The organism is Kitasatospora sp. NPDC022856 (genome assembly GCF_055561235.1).
The window spans coordinates 149,709-169,527 of record NZ_JBVHHE010000017.1; the positions used below are offsets into that span (position 1 = coordinate 149,709).

At 74.1% G+C, this 19,819-nt stretch carries 14 protein-coding genes and 3 pseudogenes; 12 read left to right on the top strand and 5 right to left on the bottom strand.

Annotated elements, in window-relative coordinates; all coding sequences use genetic code 11:
- The 4 genes from ACZ34W_RS22925 to ACZ34W_RS22940 all read left to right on the top strand — a co-directional run bounded on the left by ACZ34W_RS22925 (position 1) and on the right by ACZ34W_RS22940 (position 3,148).
- On the top strand, positions 1-846 hold the full coding sequence (locus tag ACZ34W_RS22925; protein ID WP_465606598.1) for a hypothetical protein: 846 nt from the start codon (positions 1-3) through the stop codon (positions 844-846).
- Complete coding sequence (locus ACZ34W_RS22930) at positions 846-1,487, top strand: hypothetical protein (protein WP_465606600.1); 642 nt, start codon at positions 846-848, stop codon at positions 1,485-1,487. The genes ACZ34W_RS22925 and ACZ34W_RS22930 overlap by 1 nt, the downstream gene beginning before the upstream one ends.
- Positions 1,480-2,640, top strand: coding sequence for an acyl-CoA dehydrogenase family protein (locus ACZ34W_RS22935; protein ID WP_329485897.1), 1,161 nt, complete (start codon positions 1,480-1,482; stop codon positions 2,638-2,640). Before ACZ34W_RS22930 ends, ACZ34W_RS22935 begins: the two co-directional genes overlap by 8 nt.
- A gap of 85 nt (positions 2,641-2,725) precedes the next feature.
- Positions 2,726-3,148 (top strand): holo-ACP synthase, encoded by a 423-nt coding sequence (locus ACZ34W_RS22940; RefSeq protein WP_465606602.1) that lies wholly within the window; start codon positions 2,726-2,728, stop codon positions 3,146-3,148.
- Between the two features lie 144 nt (positions 3,149-3,292).
- Here ACZ34W_RS22940 and ACZ34W_RS22945 read toward each other — a convergent pair whose 3' ends face one another.
- The gene (locus ACZ34W_RS22945; protein ID WP_465606604.1) at positions 3,293-3,832 is read right to left on the bottom strand and encodes a TetR/AcrR family transcriptional regulator; all 540 of its coding nucleotides are present in this window, start codon (positions 3,830-3,832) and stop codon (positions 3,293-3,295) included.
- 91 nt (positions 3,833-3,923) lie between these two features.
- Between ACZ34W_RS22945 and ACZ34W_RS22950 the strand changes: the two genes are divergently transcribed.
- The 3 genes and pseudogenes from ACZ34W_RS22950 to ACZ34W_RS22960 all read left to right on the top strand — a co-directional run.
- Positions 3,924-5,183 carry an MFS transporter gene (locus tag ACZ34W_RS22950; protein ID WP_465606606.1) on the top strand — a complete coding sequence of 420 codons (1,260 nt, stop codon included), beginning with the start codon at positions 3,924-3,926 and terminating at the stop codon, positions 5,181-5,183.
- A gap of 36 nt (positions 5,184-5,219) precedes the next feature.
- Positions 5,220-7,097 (top strand): asparagine synthase (glutamine-hydrolyzing), encoded by a 1,878-nt coding sequence (gene asnB / locus ACZ34W_RS22955; protein ID WP_465606608.1) that lies wholly within the window; start codon positions 5,220-5,222, stop codon positions 7,095-7,097.
- Between the two features lie 704 nt (positions 7,098-7,801).
- A pseudogene (locus ACZ34W_RS22960) lies at positions 7,802-8,179 on the top strand (ATP-grasp domain-containing protein); the annotation flags it as partial.
- 323 nt (positions 8,180-8,502) lie between these two features.
- Here ACZ34W_RS22960 and ACZ34W_RS22965 read toward each other — a convergent pair.
- The 3 genes from ACZ34W_RS22965 to ACZ34W_RS22975 form a co-directional block, all read right to left on the bottom strand.
- A complete protein-coding gene (locus tag ACZ34W_RS22965) occupies positions 8,503-13,491 on the bottom strand; it encodes a tetratricopeptide repeat protein (RefSeq protein ID WP_465606610.1) in 4,989 nt (1,662 codons plus the stop codon).
- A 62-nt stretch (positions 13,492-13,553) separates the two neighbouring features.
- Complete coding sequence (locus ACZ34W_RS22970; RefSeq protein ID WP_465606612.1) at positions 13,554-14,054, bottom strand: hypothetical protein; 501 nt, start codon at positions 14,052-14,054, stop codon at positions 13,554-13,556.
- A gap of 321 nt (positions 14,055-14,375) precedes the next feature.
- Positions 14,376-15,635, bottom strand: coding sequence for a phospholipase D-like domain-containing protein (locus ACZ34W_RS22975; RefSeq protein ID WP_465606614.1), 1,260 nt, complete (start codon positions 15,633-15,635; stop codon positions 14,376-14,378).
- A 673-nt stretch (positions 15,636-16,308) separates the two neighbouring features.
- Between ACZ34W_RS22975 and ACZ34W_RS22980 the strand changes: the two are divergent.
- The 3 genes and pseudogenes from ACZ34W_RS22980 to ACZ34W_RS22990 form a co-directional block, all read left to right on the top strand.
- Positions 16,309-16,410, top strand: a pseudogene (locus tag ACZ34W_RS22980) (hypothetical protein); the annotation flags it as partial.
- 3 nt (positions 16,411-16,413) lie between these two features.
- Positions 16,414-17,721, top strand: a complete 1,308-nt coding sequence (rho, locus tag ACZ34W_RS22985) for a transcription termination factor Rho (RefSeq protein ID WP_465606697.1) — start codon at positions 16,414-16,416, stop codon at positions 17,719-17,721.
- Positions 17,722-17,756: 35 nt separating this feature from the next.
- Positions 17,757-18,059, top strand: coding sequence for a terpene synthase family protein (locus tag ACZ34W_RS22990; protein ID WP_465606699.1), 303 nt, complete (start codon positions 17,757-17,759; stop codon positions 18,057-18,059).
- Positions 18,060-18,207: 148 nt separating this feature from the next.
- On the opposite strand, the gene ACZ34W_RS22995 is transcribed toward ACZ34W_RS22990, so the two are convergent.
- Positions 18,208-18,906 (bottom strand): hypothetical protein, encoded by a 699-nt coding sequence (locus ACZ34W_RS22995; RefSeq protein WP_465606616.1) that lies wholly within the window; start codon positions 18,904-18,906, stop codon positions 18,208-18,210.
- Between the two features lie 105 nt (positions 18,907-19,011).
- Here ACZ34W_RS22995 and ACZ34W_RS23000 point away from each other — a divergent pair.
- Positions 19,012-19,098: pseudogene (locus ACZ34W_RS23000) on the top strand (lactate utilization protein C); the annotation flags it as partial.
- Between the two features lie 434 nt (positions 19,099-19,532).
- A complete protein-coding gene (locus ACZ34W_RS23005) occupies positions 19,533-19,808 on the top strand; it encodes a hypothetical protein (protein WP_329485884.1) in 276 nt (91 codons plus the stop codon).
- The last annotated feature ends 11 nt before the right edge of the window (positions 19,809-19,819 follow it).

Sequence of the window (19,819 nt, forward strand, 5' to 3'; positions counted from 1 at the left end):
ATGTCCACGACCCTCCAGGGCGCCGGCGCGGTGGTCTCCCCGCCGCGCCGGCCGTACGACGAGGACCCGGCGACGCTCTCCTACTACCGCGACCTGGTCGAGCCCTTCGGCCTGGAGGTGGCGCCGGACCTGCTGCGCGCCGCGCCGAACGTCACCCACCGCGACCTGGTCGACCGGCTCGCGGCGATCGAGGGCGTCCGGGACAGTGCGCCCGACCTGGTGATCGTGGCGCAGGCACTGCCGGACGTGACGCCGTTCGTCGCCATCGCGCCCTACCTCGACCGGCTGCTCGGCGGCGGGTCCGCCAACAACCTCGGCATCGGCCAGCAGGGCCTGGCCGCACCGTTCACCGCGCTGCGGGTCGTCTCCGCCTTCCAGCGGGCGGGCCGGAGCCGGACGGCGGTGCTCGCCGTCCTCGAACAGACCACCCTGCCGACCCGGTTCCCCCTGGTCCACGACAACGGCCTGGTCGACTCCGGGGTGGTGCTGGTCCTCGGCACCACCGGCGGACCCCGGGTGGCGGGGGTCGAGACGATCCCCGCCACCGAGTCGCCCCTCGACCGCCTCGGGGAGCTGGCCGCCAAGGACCCGGCGGGCACGCTGGTGGTCACCGGGCCCTGGTTCGACCGGCGGGGGCTGGACCAGGACGGCCCCCGGCACCGGGTGGAGCCCGGCAGCTACTGCACCAGCGTCTGGTTGGCACTGGCCCGGAACTGGCGCTCCTGGCAGCACCGGTACGCCACGGTGCTGCTCTGCGACACCGACCCGCGCTCCGGCGAGAGCCACCTGGCCGTGCTGGCCTCGGACTCCGCCGGGACCGCGGCCTCCGGCAGGGGAGCGCTCTGATGCCGCCGGTCGACACCCCGCCCCGGACGGCGCCCGGCGGCGTCGGCACCGGTAGCGCCGGGGCCGCGGCGGCCCTGCGGAACTTCGCCGCCGCGCTCGACGCCTGCCACGAGCTGGCAGGCCCGGGCGCGCTGGTCAGCTCGACCGGCGGCTGGGCCGTCGCCTCGGCCGGGCGCCTGCCGGAGGGCACCCCGGTGCCGGGCGGCTTCGACGCGCTCGCCGTGACCGGCCCCGGGGCGCCGTCGCCGGACCGGGCCCGGGAGCTGTTCGCCGACGGGCTGCTCCGGCTCCACCGGGAGCTGCTCCGCGGGCTGCTCGACGCCGTCGTGGTCCGGCTCAACGACCGCACCTCGGAGGGCGCCACCCTGCTCAACCGTCAACTGGTGCGGAGCGCGGTGGCCGACGTCGCGCTGGCCCTCACCGAGGCGGCCGACCTGCTGGCGATCCCCGACCGCACCGCCGCGCGCCGCCACCGGATCCACCGCGGGCTGGTGGACGCGGGCCGCGTCGCGATCAAGCTGTACGGCGCGAGCGGCTTCGTGGCCGACGGCCCCGGCCGGCTGCTGTACCTCGCCGAACTGCTGGGCAACACCTACCTCCTGCCGGACCGCCGAGAACGAGACGAGGACGGGAATGAGTGAGCCGGACCCGCACCGGACAGCCGCGCTCAGGTCCCACATCCGCGAGTCCGCGGGAGAGCTGCGCGGGATCGGTCTGGAGATCGACCGCGACCCTGAGGCGATCGACCGCTGGCTGCACCTCCCCGTGGTGGACATCATGCGCAAGGCCACCGTCCCGGTGGAGTACCTGGAGCGGCCGCTGCGCATCGACGGACACACCTACGACATGAGTTCCTGTCTCGAACACTCGATTGCCATCGAGGAGTTGAGCTATGGAGACGCGGGCTTCATGCTCGCCTGCCCCGGCCCGCTGATGTCCGGCGTGGCGGTCGCCGCGCTGGGTGACGACAAGCAGCGGCAGGCCTACTACGAGCGGGTGGCGGCCCCCGGGTCGACCTGGACCTTCTTCGGACTGACCGAGCCCGAGAAGGGGTCCGCCGCCGCCGAACTGGAGACGGCGCTCACCCCGGACGGGGACGGCTTCCGGCTGAACGGCGCCAAGCGCTACGTGGGCAACGCCGCCTTCGCCCAGCTGGGCGTGGTGTTCTGCCGCCGGGCACCGGGACCGCTCGGCATCGAGGCGGTGCTGCTGGACACCACGGCGCCTGGCCTGCGGGCCGAGCTGATCCCGACCGTCGGCCTGCGCGGCGCGCGGATCTCCGCGATCCGGTTCGAGGACGTCCGGGTGGAGCGCGAGCAGATCCTCGGCTACGAGACGCTCAAGCCCAGCCGGCGCGGGCTGGTCGGCGCCATCCGGACCTTGCAGCGGTTCCGTCCGGTGCTCGCCGGGACGGCGCTGGGGCTGGTCCGCGCGGTGCTGGACCACGTGCGGGAGGAGCGTCCGGGGCTCACCGGTACGGACCGGTTGCGGCTGGACGAGCTGGTGGACGCGCTCGCCGCGCTGCGGCACCGGAACTACGAGGTGGCCGCCGCGATCGACGCGGGCCGGACGGGAGCGGACCGGATCGCCGGGGTCAAGACGCGTGCCGCCGAGCTCGCCGAGCGCAGCACCCTGGCCGCCGCCGAACTGCTGGGCCCGGGCGCCCTGCTGGCGGATCCGCTGCTCGACAAGCTGTACCGGGACGCGCGGGCCTTCGAGTTCATGGAGGGCACCGGGCACATCCAGCGGTTGGCCGTCTTCCAGGGCGTGCTCAAGGGCACGTTCCTCCGGTGAGCCCGGTCCGTGCCGGCGTCGTCCGCGCCGTGCCCGCCGTCCGGGCCGGCGTCGTCCGGCCGCCTCGGCGGGGGGTGCGCTGACCGTGTGGATCGGTGTCGACGTCCTCCAGGAGGGCGAGCTGGCGGCGCTGCTCGGCCGGCCCTGGTTCCGGGTGTACGCCTACGCGCCGGCGGAGCTGGAGATCGCGGACTCCTACGGGGCGGAGCGGGCCCGGGAGTTCCTCACCGGCCGGTTCGCGGCCAAGGAGGCCGTGCTGAAGGTGATCGGCACGGGCTTCGGCGGGGGAGTGACCCCCCGGCAGGTGAGCGTCCTGCGCGCCGACGGCGGGGCGCCGGTGGTCCGGCTCGGCGGCGAGGCCGCGCTGAGGGCCCGGGAGCGCGGCATCGCGGCCATCGGGGTCTCGATCACGCACAAGCGGGGTCTGGTCATCGCCGCCGCCATCGGGACACCGGGCCGGGCCGCGGCGGACGCACCGCCGGTGGCCCGGCCCGGGCACCGGCCCTGACCGACGAACCGGACAGTCGAGAGAGGGGGAGAGCCCGTGCCACGACCGCCGCAGACGCCGCCCGCCCCGGGCCGTGCCGCCGCCCGCCCGACCGACGCGGGGGCCGCCGGGGCCGCGCCGGCCCTCCCGGGACGGGGGCGGCGCTCAGTCGAGGAGCCGCTCCGCCATCCGGCGGGCCAGCAGGGCCGGTGCGGCGTTGCGCTCGCGCATCGCGGTGACGATGGCGCCGTCCATCAGCAGGGCGAACTGCGGCGCGAGTTCGGAGTGCCGGCTGTGCCCGGCGGCTTCGAGCAGGCGGTCGAGGAAGTCGGTCACCGCCTGTTTGTGCGCTGCCGCCAGCCGGTACACCTCGCTGGCGGGGTCGGACACCTCCGCCATGGCGTTGATGAACGCGCAGCCGTGGAAGTTGACGTCCGCCGCCCCCTCCGCGAGGGCGTCGAAGACCGCGAGCGGTCCGCCCCCGCGGGCGTCCACGGCGTCTTCGAGCCAGGCGCGCCAGCTCTCGTCCCGACGGGTCAGGACGGCCGCCACCAGGGCGTCCTTGCCGGTGAAGTGCCGGTAGAAGGACGCCCGGCCGACCCCGGAGTCGGCCAGCAGTCTCTCCACGCCGACGGCATGGATCCCCTCGGCGTAGAAGAGCTCCTCCGCGGTCTGGAGGAGGCGGTCGCGTGCATGGGTCGCCATGGGTCCACGGTAGCGGATCTTGACCCCAAACGGCACCGAGCGGTACCGTCCTCATAAACAGAACCGATCGGTACCGAATGAAGGAGGGCCCATGGCCCGGCTGACCGATTCCGGCACGGGAACAGCGCTGATGGCCGAGGACGAACCCGAGGCGGTATCGGCGAGGAGTGCGTGGCGAGCCGTCCTGATGCTCGGCTTCGGCACCTTCGCGCTCGGTACCGACGAGTTCGTGCTCGCCGGGGTGCTGCCCGAGTTCAGCAAGTCCCTGGACGTCTCGATCGCCACCGCCGGCCAGACCGTCACGGTGTTCGCGCTGACCTGCGCCGTGATGTCGCCGGTCCTCGGCACCCTGACCGCCGGCTGGCCCCGCCACCGGGTGCTCAAGCTCGCCGTCCTGCTCTACATGGCGGGCGTGATCGCGACCGGGCTCGCCCCGTCCTTCGCGGTCGTCCTGGTCGCGCAGATGATCGCCGCGGCGGGCGCCGGCCTCTACATCCCCGCGGCCAGCGTCACGGCCGCCAGTCTGGTCGAACCCGAACGCCGGGGCCGGGCCATCGCCGCGGTGACCACCGGGCTGACGGCGGCGACGGCCCTGGGCGCGCCGATCGGCACCGTGGTCGGCAGCGTCCTCGGCTGGCGGGCGACGATGTGGTTCATCACGGCGCTGACGGCGCTGGGCCTGATCGGCGTGCTGGCCCTGGTGCCCCGGGTGTCCGTGCCGGCCCCCGGCGGGCTGCGCCAGCGGCTCGCCCCGCTCGGCGACCGCCGGGTGGTCACCGTGCTCGCGACCACGCTGGTCGCCTTCACCGCCGCCTACATCGTCTACACCTACATGGCCGAGGTGTTCTCCGACGCGACCGGCGGCAGCGGCACCAAGCTGGCGGTCCTGATGTTCGCCTTCGGTCTGACCGGCACGGTCGGCAACTTCTACGCCGGCGCTCTGGTCGACCGGATCGGTGCCCGGCCGGTGGTGGGCGGCGCCATCGTGCTGCTGGCCCTCAGCCTCGTCGTCCTCCCGCTGACCACCGGCTCCTACCCGGCCGCGCTGGTCGTCATCGTGGCGTACGGTGTCGCGGCCTGGGCCATCACGGCCCCCCAGCAGACCCGTCTGATCACCCTCGAACCCGAGTCCGCGCCCCTGCTGATCTCGCTCAACGCGGCCTTCCTCTACCTCGCCATCGCCTTCTCCGGCGTCATCGGGGCGGTCGGCATGAGCTCGATCGGCGCGGACCGGATCAGCTTCATCGGAGCGGGGCTGGCGGTGGCCGCCCTCGGCCTGTCCGAGCTGGCGCACCGGTTGTCCTCGCGCACCCCGGCGGCGGAGCCGTCGAAGGTCGATACGTACCACTGAAACGCGCTCGATCACTCGACGAAAGGGATGTCCGAGATGTGTGGAATAGTCGGCTGGGTGGACTTCGGTCGCGACCTGACCAGGGAGGGAGCGACCGCGCAGGCCATGACGGACACCATGGCCTGCCGGGGGCCCGACGCCGAAGGCGTCTGGACCGCCCCGCACGCGATGCTCGGCCACCGCAGGCTCGCGGTGATCGACATCGAGGGCGGCGCCCAGCCGATGACCACCCCGGAGACCGGTCCGGACGGCCTGCCGCTCGTGGTCCTGAGCTACAGCGGCGAGGTCTACAACTTCCAGGAGATCCGCGAGGAACTGGTCCTGCTCGGCCACCGCTTCCTCACCAGGAGCGACACCGAGGTGGTGCTGCGCTCGTACCTCCAGTGGGGGAGCGAGTTCGTCCACCGCTTCAACGGCATGTTCGGCCTGGCGATCTGGGACACCCGGACGCAGGAACTGCTCCTGGTCCGCGACCGCCTCGGGGTCAAGCCGCTCTTCTACTACCCGATCGACGGCGGCGTGCTCTTCGGGTCCGAGCCCAAGGCCATCCTCGCCAACCCGCGGAGCACCGCGACGCTCGACCTGGACGGGCTGCGCGATGCCCTCGCCCTCGCCCGGGTGCCCGGCCGGACCCCGTTGAAGAACCTCTACGAGGTACGGCCGGGCCACATCCTGCGGGTCGGCCGCGACGGGCTGCGCGAGGAGCGCTACTGGTCACTGGAGACCCGCCCGCACACCGACGACCTCGACACCACCGTCGCCACCGTCCGCGAGCTCATCGAGGACGCGGTGAGCCGGCAGATGGTCTCCGACGTACCGCTCTGCGCGCTGCTCTCCGGCGGCCTCGACTCCAGCGCCCTCACCGCGCTGGCCCAGCGCTCGCTCGACGCCAAGGACGGCAGCCGGGTCCGCACCTTCTCCGTCGACTTCGTCGGACTGGCCGGGGAGTTCAAGCCCGAGCAGTTCCGGGACGCGCCGGACGCCCCGTTCGCCGCCGAACTCGTCCGCCACGTCGGCACCGAGCACCGCGAGATCCTCCTCGACACCGCCCAGCTCGTCGACCCCGGCGTCCGCGACACCGTGCTGCGGGCCTGGGACCTGCCCTACGGCATCGGCGACCACGACCCCTCGCTCTACCTGCTGTTCAAGGCGGTCCGCGAGAGCTCGACCGTCGCCCTCTCCGGCGAGTCGGCCGACGAGGTCTTCGGCGGGTACCTCTGGTTCCACGACCCGGTGGCCTCGCAGGCCGACACCTTCCCGTGGCACGCCATCAACCGGGTCCCGGTGAGCGAGCAGGCGACCAGCTTCCTCGACCCCGGCCTGGTCAAGTCCCTCAACCTGGCCGAGTACGTCGCCGACGAGTACCGCACCGCCGTCGGCCAGGTCACCCACCTGCCCGGGGACAGCGGCCTCGAACGCCGGATGCGCCTCGCCAGCCACCTCAACATCACCCGCTTCCTCCAGATGATGCTCGACCGCAAGGACCGGATGAGCATGGCGACCGGCCTGGAGGTCCGGGTGCCGTTCTGCGACCACCGGCTCGTCGAGTACGTCTACAACACGCCGTGGGCGTTCAAGACCTTCGACGGGCGGGAGAAGAGCCTGCTGCGCCACGCCACCAAGGACCTGCTGCCGCGGTCGATCGCACAGCGCCGAAAGGCCCCCTACCCCTCGACCCAGGACCTCGGCTACGACCGGGCCATCAACCGCGAACTCGCCCGGATCGCCGGCGACCGGGACGCCCCGGCGCGGCCGCTGCTGAACCTCGACGCCGTCCGGTCCCACCTCGCCGCGCCGGTCGAGAACGCCTACTCCATGATGCAGCGATCGGTGTACACCGAGCCCCCGGTCCGGCTGGACGCCTGGCTCAGGCTCCACGACGTCCGGCTCGACGACGGCCTCCTGACCGCCTGACCGCCTGACGCGTGACCGCCTGACCGCCCGACCGTCCGGCACCGGTACCCGGCCAGGGCGCCGCCGGGACCATCGGCGACCGTCGAGCCGCCTGTGAGAGCGGGTACTCGGGACACCAGGTACCCGCTCTCCCCGGTCTCCGGGCGGGTCGCGGTCCACGGCGGTCCGCGAACGGCGAACGCCTCGGGCAGAAGACCCGGACAGGGATGCCACCAGGAACTGATTTCCGCCCAATTCGTTTTCTCTCACTCGGAATTGGCGCCGCGATGGTGTTGACTGAGACGATGATGCCGTTGTTGTTGGTGACCGACCACGGGTCCAAGGAGGGCAGCCGCGAGATCCTCGCCGACGCGATCGCCCGGGTGACGGGCCAGGGTCCGGTGCGGCTGGACGCGCGGCTCCTGTACGACGACGGGCCCGTGACGGCAGGCCTTGAGCGGGCCGGAGGCCTCCTCACGGTCCGCCGGCCGGGCCGCGCCCCGGTGGCCGTCGAACCGGTGGTCGTGGTCTTCGAGATACCTCCCCACCGCAGACGCCACCTCGAAGGATTCCAGGACCTGCTGCGCCGGTTCGGAGCGCGGACGCTCGCGGCGGATCCCGAGGCGTGGCGGGTCGCGACGGACAAGTCCCTGATGGTCGAGCGGTTCAGCCGGGACTCCGTCGCGCAGATGGAGACTCTGCGAATGAACGGCTCCTGGCACGACATGCTGAGCGCGTTCCGCCGCCTGGGCCGGGACGTGTGGGCACGGCCCGTACTCGGCATGGGCGGAGCGGACGTCTTCCACGTCACCGGCACCGAGCAGCTGAAGGCCGCCGCTGCCTTCTACCGGAGCACCGGGCAGGGCTGGCTCATCTCCCGCGATGCGGGGAACTTCACGGCCGACGGCCGCCGCAACCAGCACCGCGTGATCGTGCTGAACGGAAAGGTCGTCCACGCCTTCGAACGCCACCAGAGTGACCCGGACCGGCCGTGCAACGTCTCCCAGGGGGCCGGCACCACCGTGTTGGGCCCCGACCGGCTTCCCCCGAGGCTCGCCGAACTCGCGGTGGCCGCCACCGCGTCCGTCGGACTGCCCTTCGCCGGCGTCGACCTCGCCGCGCAGAGCGGCGGTGTCGTCTTCGAAGTGAACGTCCACCCTGCCTTCAACCCCGACCGGCCCGTGGAGACTGTCGCCATCCCCTACGTCCGCGCCCACCTGTCGGCAGACCCGGACCTGACGCCCAACGGTGCCGGCCGACGAGGCGACCGCCGACCGGCGCGAGCCCCGCCGCGTTGCCCGGTTCCCCTGCCGCTTCTCCGGCCGCGTGCGGCTCCCCGACGCCGCGGGCTCACCAACACCGCGGCTCACCGACACCGCCGGGCCCGCACGCCGCCGGGCTCGCACGCCGCAGTCAGCTGCTTCGGTCACCCGCCGCGCAGCTTTCCCAGTCCCACCCGCATGTTGCGGATCGCCCCTTCGGCCTGGGAGCGCAGACCGCAGGCCTGGAGGAGCGCCGCGGCCTCGCGGCTGACGGTGATGCCCTCCTGTAGTTCTCCGAGGTCGACCAGGACCGCGCCGAGCATGAACAGGGCGGTGCCCTCGGTCTCGCGCGCTCCCAGGGTCCGAGCGAGTTCGACCGCCCGCCGCCACACCGGGGTCGACTCGACGTAGTGACCGGCTCCCAGCAGGGCTTTGCCGAGCGAGACCTGGGCGGTGAGCTCGTTCCCGTGGTCGGCGGGGGGAGCCGCGAAGAGGGTGGCGGCCTGTCGGCAGGGTTCGACCGCCCGGGGCCACTGCTCGATCCGCAGATGCATCTCGCCCGCGTTCAGCCACGCTGTCGCGGCTGAGCGCGGGTTGCCCGAGGCCCGGTACGACGCGGCGGCCTCGGTGAAGGCTCCGGCCGCCCGCTCCTGCTGCCCGGCCTGGTGGAGCGCCGCGCCGAACTCGAACCAGGCCATCGCCCGGAGCGGGTCGCCGAGCTCCAGCGGCACCGTCGTGGCCCGGCCGGCGGCGGCGAGGCGCTCCTCGGCCCGGCCGGTCTCCCGCGACGCCATGGCCAGCAGGATCAGCGCCTTGACCTCCCCGGGCCGGTCGCCGATCGTCCGATGGACGGCCGCAGCCCGGTCCGCCACGTCGGCCACGGCGTCGAACCGCTGCGTCTCCTGGAGCGCGGAGCACTGATTGAGCAGGGCCGACCCCTCGTGCCAGAGCTCACCGAGGTCCCGCATCAGGTCGGCGCAGCGGCCGTTGACCGCCGCGGCCTCCTCGAAGCGCCGGCCGTCCGACAGCGCGGTGCCGAGACTGTGGAGCGCCGACCCCTCGCCCAGCCGGTCGCCGGCCGCCGCGTAGAGATCGACGGCACGCCGGGCACCGCTGATCGCCTCGTCGGGACGGCCCGCCCGAATCCGGCTGTTGCTCAGCCGCACGAGTGCCGCGGCCTCGCCACGTGCGTCGCGATCGGCGCGGTGGGCGGCGGCCGCCTGCTCCAGTGCGGCGGTGGCCTCGTCCGGTCGGCCGAGCCGGGTGAGTGCGTCGTGCAGCTGACCGAGCGCCAGTCCTTCGCTGCCGTGCTCGCCCAACTCCCTCAGCAGTTCGACGGCAAGGCGCCCGGCGTCGACCGCTTCGGCGAACTCCTCCGCTTCCACCAGCGCGCCGGTGAGGCCGAGTAGGGCCCCGGCCTCGCTCGACCGGTCGGCCGTGCGCCGGCTCAGCCGCACGGCCCGCTCGAAGGCGTCGACGGCCTCCGCGTTGTCGTGGAGGGCGAAGCAGGCGACGCCGAGCCCGTAGCAGGCGTCCCGCTCGTACCGGCGGTCGCCGAGCTCCGCCCACATCCGCGCGGCCTCGCGCCACGGTGCGACGGCCTCCGACGGCCGCCCGGAGCGCTCCAGGGCCCGGCCCAGGTTGTGCCAGGCCGCCGCCGGGTGGCGGGGATCGTCCGGCCTGGTCGGGCCGTTCAGCGCCGCCGCCGCCTCGCGGCACAGCGGGAGGGCTTCGTCGACCCGGCCCGCTTCCAGGAGGGCGGCGCCGTACTGGGAGAGTGCCACGGCCTCCTGCTCCCGGTCGCCCGCCGCCCGGCAGCGGGCGAGCAGTCGCTCGGCGAGGGGGAGGGCCTGGTCCAGTCGCCCCGAACCGACCAGGTTGGCGCAGAGGGTGAGCGAGGCCTGCCTGGCCCGGCGGGGCTCTCCGGCGGCCTCGTAGAGCGCCACCGCACGTCGCAGCGCGGTGGTCGCCTCGGCGAGTCGCCCGCTCCGCGACAGCGCCGTTCCGAGGCTGTGCCGGGCGTCGACCTCTTCCAGGGGATCGCCGCTGTCCTCGTACTCCCGCCTGCCCGTGCGCTCGTAGAGGTCGGCGGCCCGCTCCAGGGCGACCACCGCCTCCTCGTTCCGGCCCAGCTGGAGGAGGGCCTCACCGCGGGTGTAGAAGGGGTGGCCGTGCTCCCGGCCGAGCTCCTCGTCGAGGGCGCAGGCGGCGTCGGCGGCCTCGACCGCCTCCCCGTACCGCCCGGCGCGCCGCAGGTGGTCCGCCAGGTTGCTGAGCGACACGGCCTCGAACTCCCGGAAGCCCAGTTCGCGGGAGGTCCCGAGGGCACGCCGGCCGACGGACACGGCCTCCTCGTACCGCCGGGCCCGGGCCAGCGCCGTGCCCAGATTGAGCAGCGCGGCGGCCTCGGCGGCGCGTTCGTCCGTCCCGGCGTACAGCTCGACGGCCTGCCGGGCCGCCTCGACGCGCTCCTCGGGCGCGCCGAAGGGCAGGGCGCTCAGGTTGAGGAGCATGTGCGCCTTGTCGCCGGCCGCCCCGGACTCGCCGTACAGGGCTGCCAACCGCCGTAGCAGGCCGGTGAGTTCCCAGGGTGCCGTGCTGCCGCCGGAGCCCAGTGCCTGATAGAGGTCGGCGGCTTCGCGCAGCACCGTGACGGCCTCGTCCCGCCGGCCGAGTTCGGCCAGCCGGTCGCCGTGCGCCTCCAGGGCCCGGCCCAGGCCGCGCCGGTGGATCGCGGGATCGACCTCGGCGAGTTCCCTCGCCAGGACCACGGCCTCCTCGGCCGCGGTCAGGGCAGGCCCGGAGGTCCGGTCGCCGTGTTCGGTCCGGCGGGGGAGCGTCGCGCTCAGGTGGACCAGGGAGGTCACCAGATGCGGCCGGTGTACGGCCGGATTGGCCCCGGCCAGGCGCCGGAACAGGCCGACCGCCTCCTGCGCCGCCTCGACGGCCCGCTCGCGGCGTCCGGCTTCCAGCCGCACCCGCCCCAGGCTGCCCAGTGCCCGTGCCAGATCCCCGAGGTGGTCGCCCGGCCGGACCGCGGCCAGCCCGCGCAGCACGGCGACCGCCTCCTCCGCCGCCTCCACGGCCTCGTCCCGGTGGCCCTGTCGCAGGCGCAGGGCGCCCAGGCCGCTGAGGGCCCGGGCCAGCTGGGCCGACTGTCGCTCGGGGTCCTCGGCCGCGAGTCGCCGGCGCAGGGCCGTCGCCTCCTCGGCGGCGTCGAGGGCTTCGCGCGCCCGGCCGCAGTCGGCGAACCGTCCTCCGAGGTCCGTCAACGACCGGGCCAGGGCGGGGCGGTGGCCCGGGTCGTGCTCGGCCAGCTCGCGCAGGAGGGCGGTGGCGCCCTGGGACTGCGACAGCGCCTCGCTCCAGCGCCCGTGCCGGGCGAGGGCGTTGCCGAGTTCGGTCAGCGAGTCCGCCAGTCGGGCCCGGTGCCGGGGGTCGTTCCCGGCCTGCCACCGGTTGAGCCTGGCGGCCTCCTCCGCCGCCGCCAGGGCGGGCCCCCACTTGCCGGCGTTGGTCCGGCGCCTGCCCAGCGTCCCGTACAGCCCGGCCCGTTCGGCCGGGTCCGTGCTGCCGTCCAGGCGGTGCGCGGTCAGCCGCTCGACCACGGCCAGGGCGCCGGCGTCCAGGTCGATGTGCTCGCCCTCGGGCAGCAGCGGCTCCACGTGCTCCAGCACCGTGAGCAGCTCCGGGTCGATCGGGCGGCCGTGGGCGCCGTCGGCGCTGTCGGCGCCGATGGCGGAGAGGCCGCTCAGGGCCGCGCTGCCCGCTCGGAGCGCGAGGTCGGGCCGGTCCCGCAGCACGGGGTAGAGCACGGTGCCGCCCACATGCGGCCACCGGTCGGCCGCGGCGGCCAGGAAGGCGACGGCGCGGGGCGCGCAGAACGCCGTGCGTTCGTCGGTGAGCAGCCGTGCGGGGACAGTGGTGGCCCAGGCGTCCGTGGGAAAGCCGGTGACGGGGTGGCCCGGCAGGAGCAGGGCGAGGAAGTCCTCGGCCAGCCGGTCGGGTAACAGCGGCTCCAGCGCGGTGCCGCGGTCGGACGGCGGGTAGCAGACGGCGTGGTCGGCCAGGGCCCGGTCGACGGGCACGCCGGGCATGACCCGCTCCAGGACGGTCACGGCTCTCGTGCGGGCGACCGGCCCGGAGAGGATCGCCGTGAACACCGTCCGCGCCAGCACCTCGTCGGGCGTGCCGTAGTCCAGGCCCCGCCCGCTGTTCTCCTGGAGCTGGCTCCAGTTCTCGCGCTCGCGGTCCAGCAGGTAGGTGGTGAGGCCGATCATGTCCGTCGGTGGCGTGCGGCCGCAGGCCGCCGCGTCCACCGCGACGAGGGCGGCCATGTGCAGGGCCAGCGTCAGCCCGAAGTCGGCGTGACGCAGGTCCCGGGGCGGCCGGATCGGGGCCGGGGCGCCGAGTTCGGGGTAGTGGCGGACGAAGCAGTCCCTGGCCGCGTCGAACATAGCGCCCCGGAGCTGTCCGTCGTCGGCGAGCGGCCGCAGCAGCTGGTCGGAGGTGTGGATGCTCTCCCGCAGCCGGTCCAGCTTGCCCCGTAGCGCGGGCCACTGGCCCGCCGACCGGCCGATGAGCAGCACCCGCGCGGGGACCGGCTGCCGGAGCATCATGTTGTGGAACAGCCAGCTCAGGTCGGACAGCGGCCACCGGTCGGCGTAGTCGACCAGCACCAGCACCCCGGCGCTCCCGTCGAGACGCAGATCCTGGCTGCCGTCGGCCGGCGGATGGGTGTCCGTCCCGTGGACGGCCTCCGCGACCACCCAGCCCGCCCGCTCGGACTCCTCGGCCAGCCGCCCGGCCAGCCGGGTCTTGCCCTGGCCGCCTTCCCCGTGCAGCCACCGCACCGCGAACCTCGGTTCGGCGTCACGCCAGGCCAGCAGCTCCGCCGTCTCGGTGTCGCGGCCGGTGAAGTCGACGACCTCGGCACGCGCGTCCAGCAGTCGGCTGGGCTGCGACCTGAGCCAGGCCGGGTCGGGACCGGCCGGGCGCCGGTGGCGCAGCAGCAGGTAGACCGGCGTACCGTCACCGAACACGTGGATGTCGGCGCCGACGGCACCGTAGGCGAAGCCGCCCTCGGCACGGACGTGTTGGACGTGCCGGGCCCCCTGGACCCGCTGGGCGGGTGGGGCCTGTGGGGCCGGCACGGGCGGTGTGGCCTGTTCTCGGTCGGGCGGGGTCCCGTCGGCGCGTCCCGTACGGGCGTCGCTCACGCCTCGGCCTGCCCGCCGTCCGCGGCAGCGCCGTCCGGGGGTGGCACCTCACGGGCGTGGGCGCCCTGGTAGTGGATGACGTTCCCGCCCTGCGCGCCGTAGACCGTGGCGTTGTCGCGGGCCACGATCGTCTGCACCCAGCCCCGGCGCTCCTCGGGCAGCGCCTCGCGGAGCGCGGCGAGCAGGTCGCGCAGCTCCGGCTCGACCTCGGGGCAGTCCCTGAGCAGACGGGCGAGCCTGCGCCGCCAGACGGGCGCGATGTCCTGGCGGACCTCGTCCTGCTCCTCCGGGTCCGCGTCGCGGACGAGCTCCTGGTCGGCGTCCAACTGTGTCTCCACGCCCGCCTCGTGGTTCGGGCCCAGCCGTCCGAACATCGCGGCGATCCTCGCGCGGGCCACACCGAACGCACCCGTGGCCAGGGCACCGGCGAGAACGATGGCGCCCTCCTCGGCAAGACCTTCGAGTCCGTCGACCGTGGTCGGCAGATTGGTCATCATCGCCCCCTCCGTTGACTTCCGGTGCCGACAGCGTACAAGTGACGGATTATCAGCGGCGGGCGGTGGGGGCGGAACGAGCGGGGCGAGCGCGGTCACAGGGGTCCTGGGCATCACCCTGGCCGAAGCCGTCCGTGCGTGGGCTGTCCCACCTCGGTGGAGCTCTTCGCCGAGCACCGAGGTTCGCGGTCGACCCACCGTCGGACATTCCGGTCGGCTGCCTTCGCGGTGCGGCCGGGGGGCTGCCGACCGCTCAGCAGACCCGGCCGCACCGGCCGGCTCGGCCGCTCCTGGCTGCCCGCGGCCGGCCGGTGCGGCGGCAGGTCACCAGGCGGTGCAGGCTCCGCTCGTCCTGATCGCCTCGAAGTTCGCCTTGAAGGCGTCGTGGACGGCCGGGTCGTCGATCTTCAGCAGGGTCTCGTCGTGGGACCGCAGGTTCGGGTAGGTGTAGTTGTGGCTCCCGGTGAACACCAGCTTGCGGTTGGCGGCGCCCAGGTAGGTGCCCTCGATCAGCAGGTACTTGGAGTGGATGCCGATCGACCGGGTGGTGCCGTCGCCGTTCGGCGCGGTGCCCCAGCAGCGGGCGGCCAGGTCGAGCTTGCCGGCCAGCGCGTTCTTCACGGTGGTGCCGAGGTTGCCGCTCTCCCCGTTGTGCAGCAGCTCCACCTGGCAGCCGGCCTTCTTCAGCTCGACCAGCTTGTCGGCGACCTGGACCCGGGTGAAGGCGTACATGGCGATCCGGATCCGGGTGGCGCCGCCCGCGCAGTCCGTGTTGCCGAGCAGGGAGACGACGGTGTCGGTGGACGCGTCGTCGTTGTAGGCCGTCCCCGCGCTCTCCTGGCGGGGGAAGAAGTACGTCTTGTACGGGCCGGCCTGCTGGCTCAGGTAGTTCGTCGCCAGGCCGTTGCCGGAGGAGCCGTACGTCACGAGGTCCTGCCAGTACGTCCGGTAGGCGGCGTAGAGGCCGGAGCCGGCGTCGGGGACGGTGACGGCGTTGTTGAAGAGGTTCTTGCGCTGGCTGGTGGTGAGGTTCGCAGAGGTCTGGAACACCACGTTCTCGGTGCTGCCGACCTTGGAGAACAGGAAGAACTTGTTGTGGTTGATCGCGCCGTCGTCGTCGTCGTTCAGCGCCCGGTTGCCGATGCAACCGCGGGTGTCCGGACAGGCCAGCACCCAGGAGTCGGCGTTCTGGTCGGTGCCCAGGCCGGTCGGCGCGGCGAGCGTCGCGTACTCGGACCCGGTGGCCTTGGGCGGGTTGCTGCCGGGCTCGTAGACCGGCACGGCGTCCCCGTCCACGACGAGCCTGACCTTCACGCCGCGCTGCTTGGCCGCGATCAGCGCGGCGCTGACACCGCCGTCGGTGAACAGGTACATCGAGCCGTTGATCTCGGCTCCGGCCGGCGTGCGCTTGATCAGGGAGATCAGCTGGTTGCGGATGGCGTCCTGGGAGGCGGCCGGCCCCGCCGGGTTGTTGAACGTGGTGGTGAGCGCCACCGGCGTGTCCTCGGCCGCTGCCATCGGCACCCCGAGCAGCGACGCGCCCACGACCAGCGCCGCCAGCCCCGCCGTCGTACGGACCTTCATCTGTATCCCCCTCTGTCGACACATCGATACAGGAGGTCACTGTACTGCCCATGATCATTAAGAGTGATCATGGGCCGGTCAACAGAGGGGCGAGGGGTGGGTGGTACGCCGGCGCGCCCCGCTCACCGCACCGTCCGCGCAGGGGCGGGGGCAGCTGGTACCCCGGGCAGGGGCGGGGGCAGCTGGTACCCCGGGCAGGGGCGGCGGCAGCGGGTACCCCGGTGCCGGCACCGTGGCCGGGTGGCACGGAAATGCCGCGTCACGCCGAGGCCCCGAGGTGCTACCCTGCCTATGGCGATGCTGGAAGCCCACCCTCAGGGTGCGGGAACCAGGCGCACTGCACACCGGAGTCCCCGCCGTAGCGGCCCGGATCCCGTCATTCCAACCGCTTCTTCCGGCGGTCTCCTGCCCGACGCATCGCCGGCACCCGACTGGTGCCCGCCCGGCAGGCAGCCAACTTCCCCTGCCCAGCCCCTTCGTGTGCCCGGCCCCTTCGTGTGCCCGGCCCCTTCGTGGCCGCGCCGGGGCCGCGTGTCCCGCCCGAGCACCGCCGCAGCCCGCTCCGGGCGCCCCGCCGGGCCGAACAGCTCGTCGCCGGTTCCTGCCGCCCCACCGGGGCCACCCGGCGCCCCTCACCCTTCGCCATCATCCGACAGCACAGGAGTACCTTCTCGTGACGACCACCACCGCACCGTCGACCCCCGCGCCGCTGGACGGCCTGCTGAAGACCGACCTCCACCAACTCGCCTCCGCCCTGGGCGTTCCGGGCGCCGCTCGGCTGCGCAAGGACGAACTCGTCGAGGCGATCATCGCCAAGCGCTCTCCCGGCCGGCCACCGGCGCCGGCGGCCGGTTCCCGGCCCGCGGCCACCGAACGCCGGGGCAGCCGGCCCGCGCAGCCGGCCGCCGCCGCGGACAGCGACCTCCTACCGGTCGCCGGCGTGCTGGACATCCGCGAGGGGAAAGCCGTCCTGCGCACCTCCGGCTACCTCCCCGGGCCCACCGACGTGCACCTGCCCGCCGACCAGGTCCGCGCACTCGGCCTGCGGACCGGCGACGTGCTGACCGGCGCGACCGCCCCGCGCACCCCCGCCCCGCGCACGCCCGCCCCGCGCACGCCCGCCCCGCGCGGCGGCGGCACCGTCCGCCCGGCATCGACCCGCATCGACACCGTCAACGGCCGCACCGTCGACGGGGCCCGGCACCGGCCCGCGTTCCACGAACTGACGCCGCTGTACCCGCAGGAGCAGCTGCGCCTGGAGACCGGTCCGCGGGAGCTGATCGGCCGGGCCGTCGACCTGGTGGCCCCGATCGGCAAGGGCCAGCGCGGGCTGATCGTGGCACCTCCGAAGGCCGGCAAGACGATGGTCGTGCAGTCGATCGCGGCGGCGATCGCCCGGAACCACCCCGAGGCGCACCTGATGGTCGTCCTGGTCGACGAGCGTCCGGAGGAGGTCACCGACATGCGGCGCTCGGTCCGGGGCGAGGTCATCGCCTCGACCTTCGACCGGCCCGCCCGCGAGCACATCGCGCTCGCCGAACTCGCCGTCGAGCGCGCCAAGCGGCTGGTCGAACTCGGCCACGACGTCGTCGTGCTGCTCGACTCCCTCACCCGCCTCGCCCGCGCCCACAACTCCGCCGCCCCCGCCAACGGCCGCACCCTCACCGGCGGCATCGACGCCGCGGCCCTCCAGCTTCCGAAGAAGCTCTTCGGCGCGGCCCGCAACACCGAGAACGGCGGCTCGCTCACCATCCTGGCCACCGCCCTGGTCGAGACCGGCTCCCGGATGGACGACCTGATCTTCGAGGAGTTCAAGAGCACCGGGAACATGGAACTCCGACTCGACCGCCGTCTCGCCGACAAGCGCGTCTTCCCGGCAGTCGACGTCAAGGCCTCCGGCACCCGCCGCGAGGAGCTCCTCCTCGGCCCCGCCCGCACGCCCGCGGCGTGGACCCTGCGCCGGGCGCTGAGCGCTCTCGACGTCCAGCAGGCCGCCGAGCTGCTCCTGGACCGGCTGAAGCGGACCGGCGGCAACGACGAACTCCTGCGCCAGGTGGCGATCGGCTCCCCGGCCCGCACGGTCTGAACCGAAGACACCCGCGGACCGCTGACGGCCTACCGCTGTCGAACACCCTCCACGACCGCGTCCCCGACCCGGTGGAGTACCTCCGGACGCGCCGCCGACCCGCCGGGACCTCGCTCTCCACGATCCTGCCCCGCTACGCCCACGGGCGGGACCTCCCGGCGGAACTGCCCGGCCATCCCACCGTGCAGGCACCCGTCGACGCCTTCGCGGACAACCTGGACCTGCGCAACGACCTCTACTCCCGCCGCCAGGAGAGCGAGGTCGAACGCGACGGCAACACCCCGGACGCCCATCGGGCGCTGCCGGCCTGCGCGGACGACGGACTGGCTGGCGGGTGATCACGCCAGGTACCCGCAGACCCGCCGGTACGCCGTCGGCGCGTGACTCCGCGCCGCCTGGCGGGCCCCGACCGACGGCCGGCCACGCCGGTCCCGGCGGTCGGCGCCGGCGCCGTGGCCTTCGTGGAGTCCACCGGCCTGAAGCCGGTCAGAGCGCCACACCGTGGTGCTGGGCGACGTCGAGGAGGGCGGACGTCACCATGCCTGCGAGCGCCATGACGTAGGGCACGAACTCGCGGGCGTCCGCGTGGTCGGCGAGGCGGAATCTCAGGTCGTTCTCGTGCCAGGGGCTGTAGTGCCTGGCCTCGTCGTCGAGGAACGACCGGGCGAACTGAGCCGGGGTCCGGCGGTACCACACCGAGCGCGTGAAGGTGCTGCAGACGGTCTCCTTCGTCACCTCGGCGAACCCGACCGGATCGCGCCGCGACCGGTCGAGCGTCAGGGTCAGCGTGTCGTAGGGGAGGACCCTGCCGTCGTAGTTCCAGAGTCTCCAGCCGCGATTGGCGGGCTCCGGGGGGACGACCGGCAGCTCGACGCCCGGCCGGGTGAGGCGCGGCGGCCGGTCGAGGGCGAGGTGCCAGCCGGACACGGACTGCTGGCTGCCCACGGTGAAGACCCGCATGCCGGGTCGGCCGGCCGTGTCGAGGGCGGCGCCCAGCCGTTCGGCCGTGGACGTGATCTCCTGCTCCGCCGCCTCCCGCGTCCGGGTGTTCACCGTCGCGCTCAGCACGTCCCGCCACCATGCGGGGAACTGCCCGGGGCCGACGATCTCCTCCACCGAGCGGCGGGCCTCCCGCTGGATCAGCGCCGACCCGGCGGAGCCCGGCAACGTGATGTGCGGCCGCATCCCGGAGCGGTGATGCCGCCGCCGAGCGAGCGAGCGTCACCCGCGGGGCCCGTCCGGGAGCACGGCGACGGCGAGCGGGAGGCGGCCGACCGTGCCGACCAGATCGTTCCCGACGCGATGGGTCTGCTCGACCCGGTGCGGCCGGCCACCTGGATCAGCGGCCCGCCCGCGACCAGCGACATCGCACGGTGAACACCCTGTTCGCGGCGGCCGCCGTCAAGGTCGTCGGCGGGGGAGACGCGGCGCAGATCCTCGCCGACGCGGCCAGGCGGGCCCAGGCCGAGATCGACCGGCAGCGCGCCTGAGGAATGCCCGGTCCGGCGCCCCGCGCTCCCGTCCGGGGAAGCGTATTCCCGCGGCAGGGGTGATTCCCGGCGACGGACCGGGTGTTCCGCGGTGAGGCCCTGGTGGCGGGGGGATTTCGGCCGCTCGGCGGTGCGGGTCGGGAATTGCAAGCCGCCGTACTTCGGAATGCGCTCCGCCTTGTCCGGGCCCGCGGGAATTCCGGTGCGGGGCGGATCCCGGCGGGTCCGGCTCCGGATTCCGGTATTCGCTCCGGCGGGGATTCCGGGCGCCGCCCCGGCGGTCGGGATGCGGCCGGTGCGGGGCGGGGGCAGGGTCGAGGTATGAGCGGAGTGATCGTACTGGTCGAGCTGGAGCCGTCCACGGAGGTGCTGGACGCGGGAGAGGTCGACGTGGGCGCCCGGATCCGCTGGGTGCACGCGGCCCCGGCCGACCCGGAGGTGCCGGAGGACCCGGGGCCGGTCACGTTCTGCGGGATCGGCACGGGCGACCTGGAGCGCGAGAACTACCGGCCGTCCGGACCGGGGCAGCCCTGGTACCCGCCGTCCCAGCGGACCCGTCGGTGCCGCGCCTGCGAGTCCGCGCTCAGGGTGCTCTGAGCTCAGGGTGC

Coding starts and splice junctions, on each gene's coding strand:
- ACZ34W_RS22925 (WP_465606598.1), top strand. CDS start 1: ATGTCCACGACCCTCCAGGGCGCCGGCGCGGTGGTCTCCCCGCCGCGC.
- ACZ34W_RS22930 (WP_465606600.1), top strand. CDS start 846: ATGCCGCCGGTCGACACCCCGCCCCGGACGGCGCCCGGCGGCGTCGGC.
- ACZ34W_RS22935 (WP_329485897.1), top strand. CDS start 1,480: ATGAGTGAGCCGGACCCGCACCGGACAGCCGCGCTCAGGTCCCACATC.
- ACZ34W_RS22945 (WP_465606604.1), bottom strand. CDS start 3,832: ATGGCGACCCATGCACGCGACCGCCTCCTCCAGACCGCGGAGGAGCTC.
- ACZ34W_RS22950 (WP_465606606.1), top strand. CDS start 3,924: ATGGCCCGGCTGACCGATTCCGGCACGGGAACAGCGCTGATGGCCGAG.
- asnB (WP_465606608.1), top strand. CDS start 5,220: ATGTGTGGAATAGTCGGCTGGGTGGACTTCGGTCGCGACCTGACCAGG.
- ACZ34W_RS22970 (WP_465606612.1), bottom strand. CDS start 14,054: ATGATGACCAATCTGCCGACCACGGTCGACGGACTCGAAGGTCTTGCC.
- ACZ34W_RS22975 (WP_465606614.1), bottom strand. CDS start 15,635: ATGAAGGTCCGTACGACGGCGGGGCTGGCGGCGCTGGTCGTGGGCGCG.
- ACZ34W_RS22995 (WP_465606616.1), bottom strand. CDS start 18,906: ATGCGGCCGCACATCACGTTGCCGGGCTCCGCCGGGTCGGCGCTGATC.
- ACZ34W_RS23005 (WP_329485884.1), top strand. CDS start 19,533: ATGAGCGGAGTGATCGTACTGGTCGAGCTGGAGCCGTCCACGGAGGTG.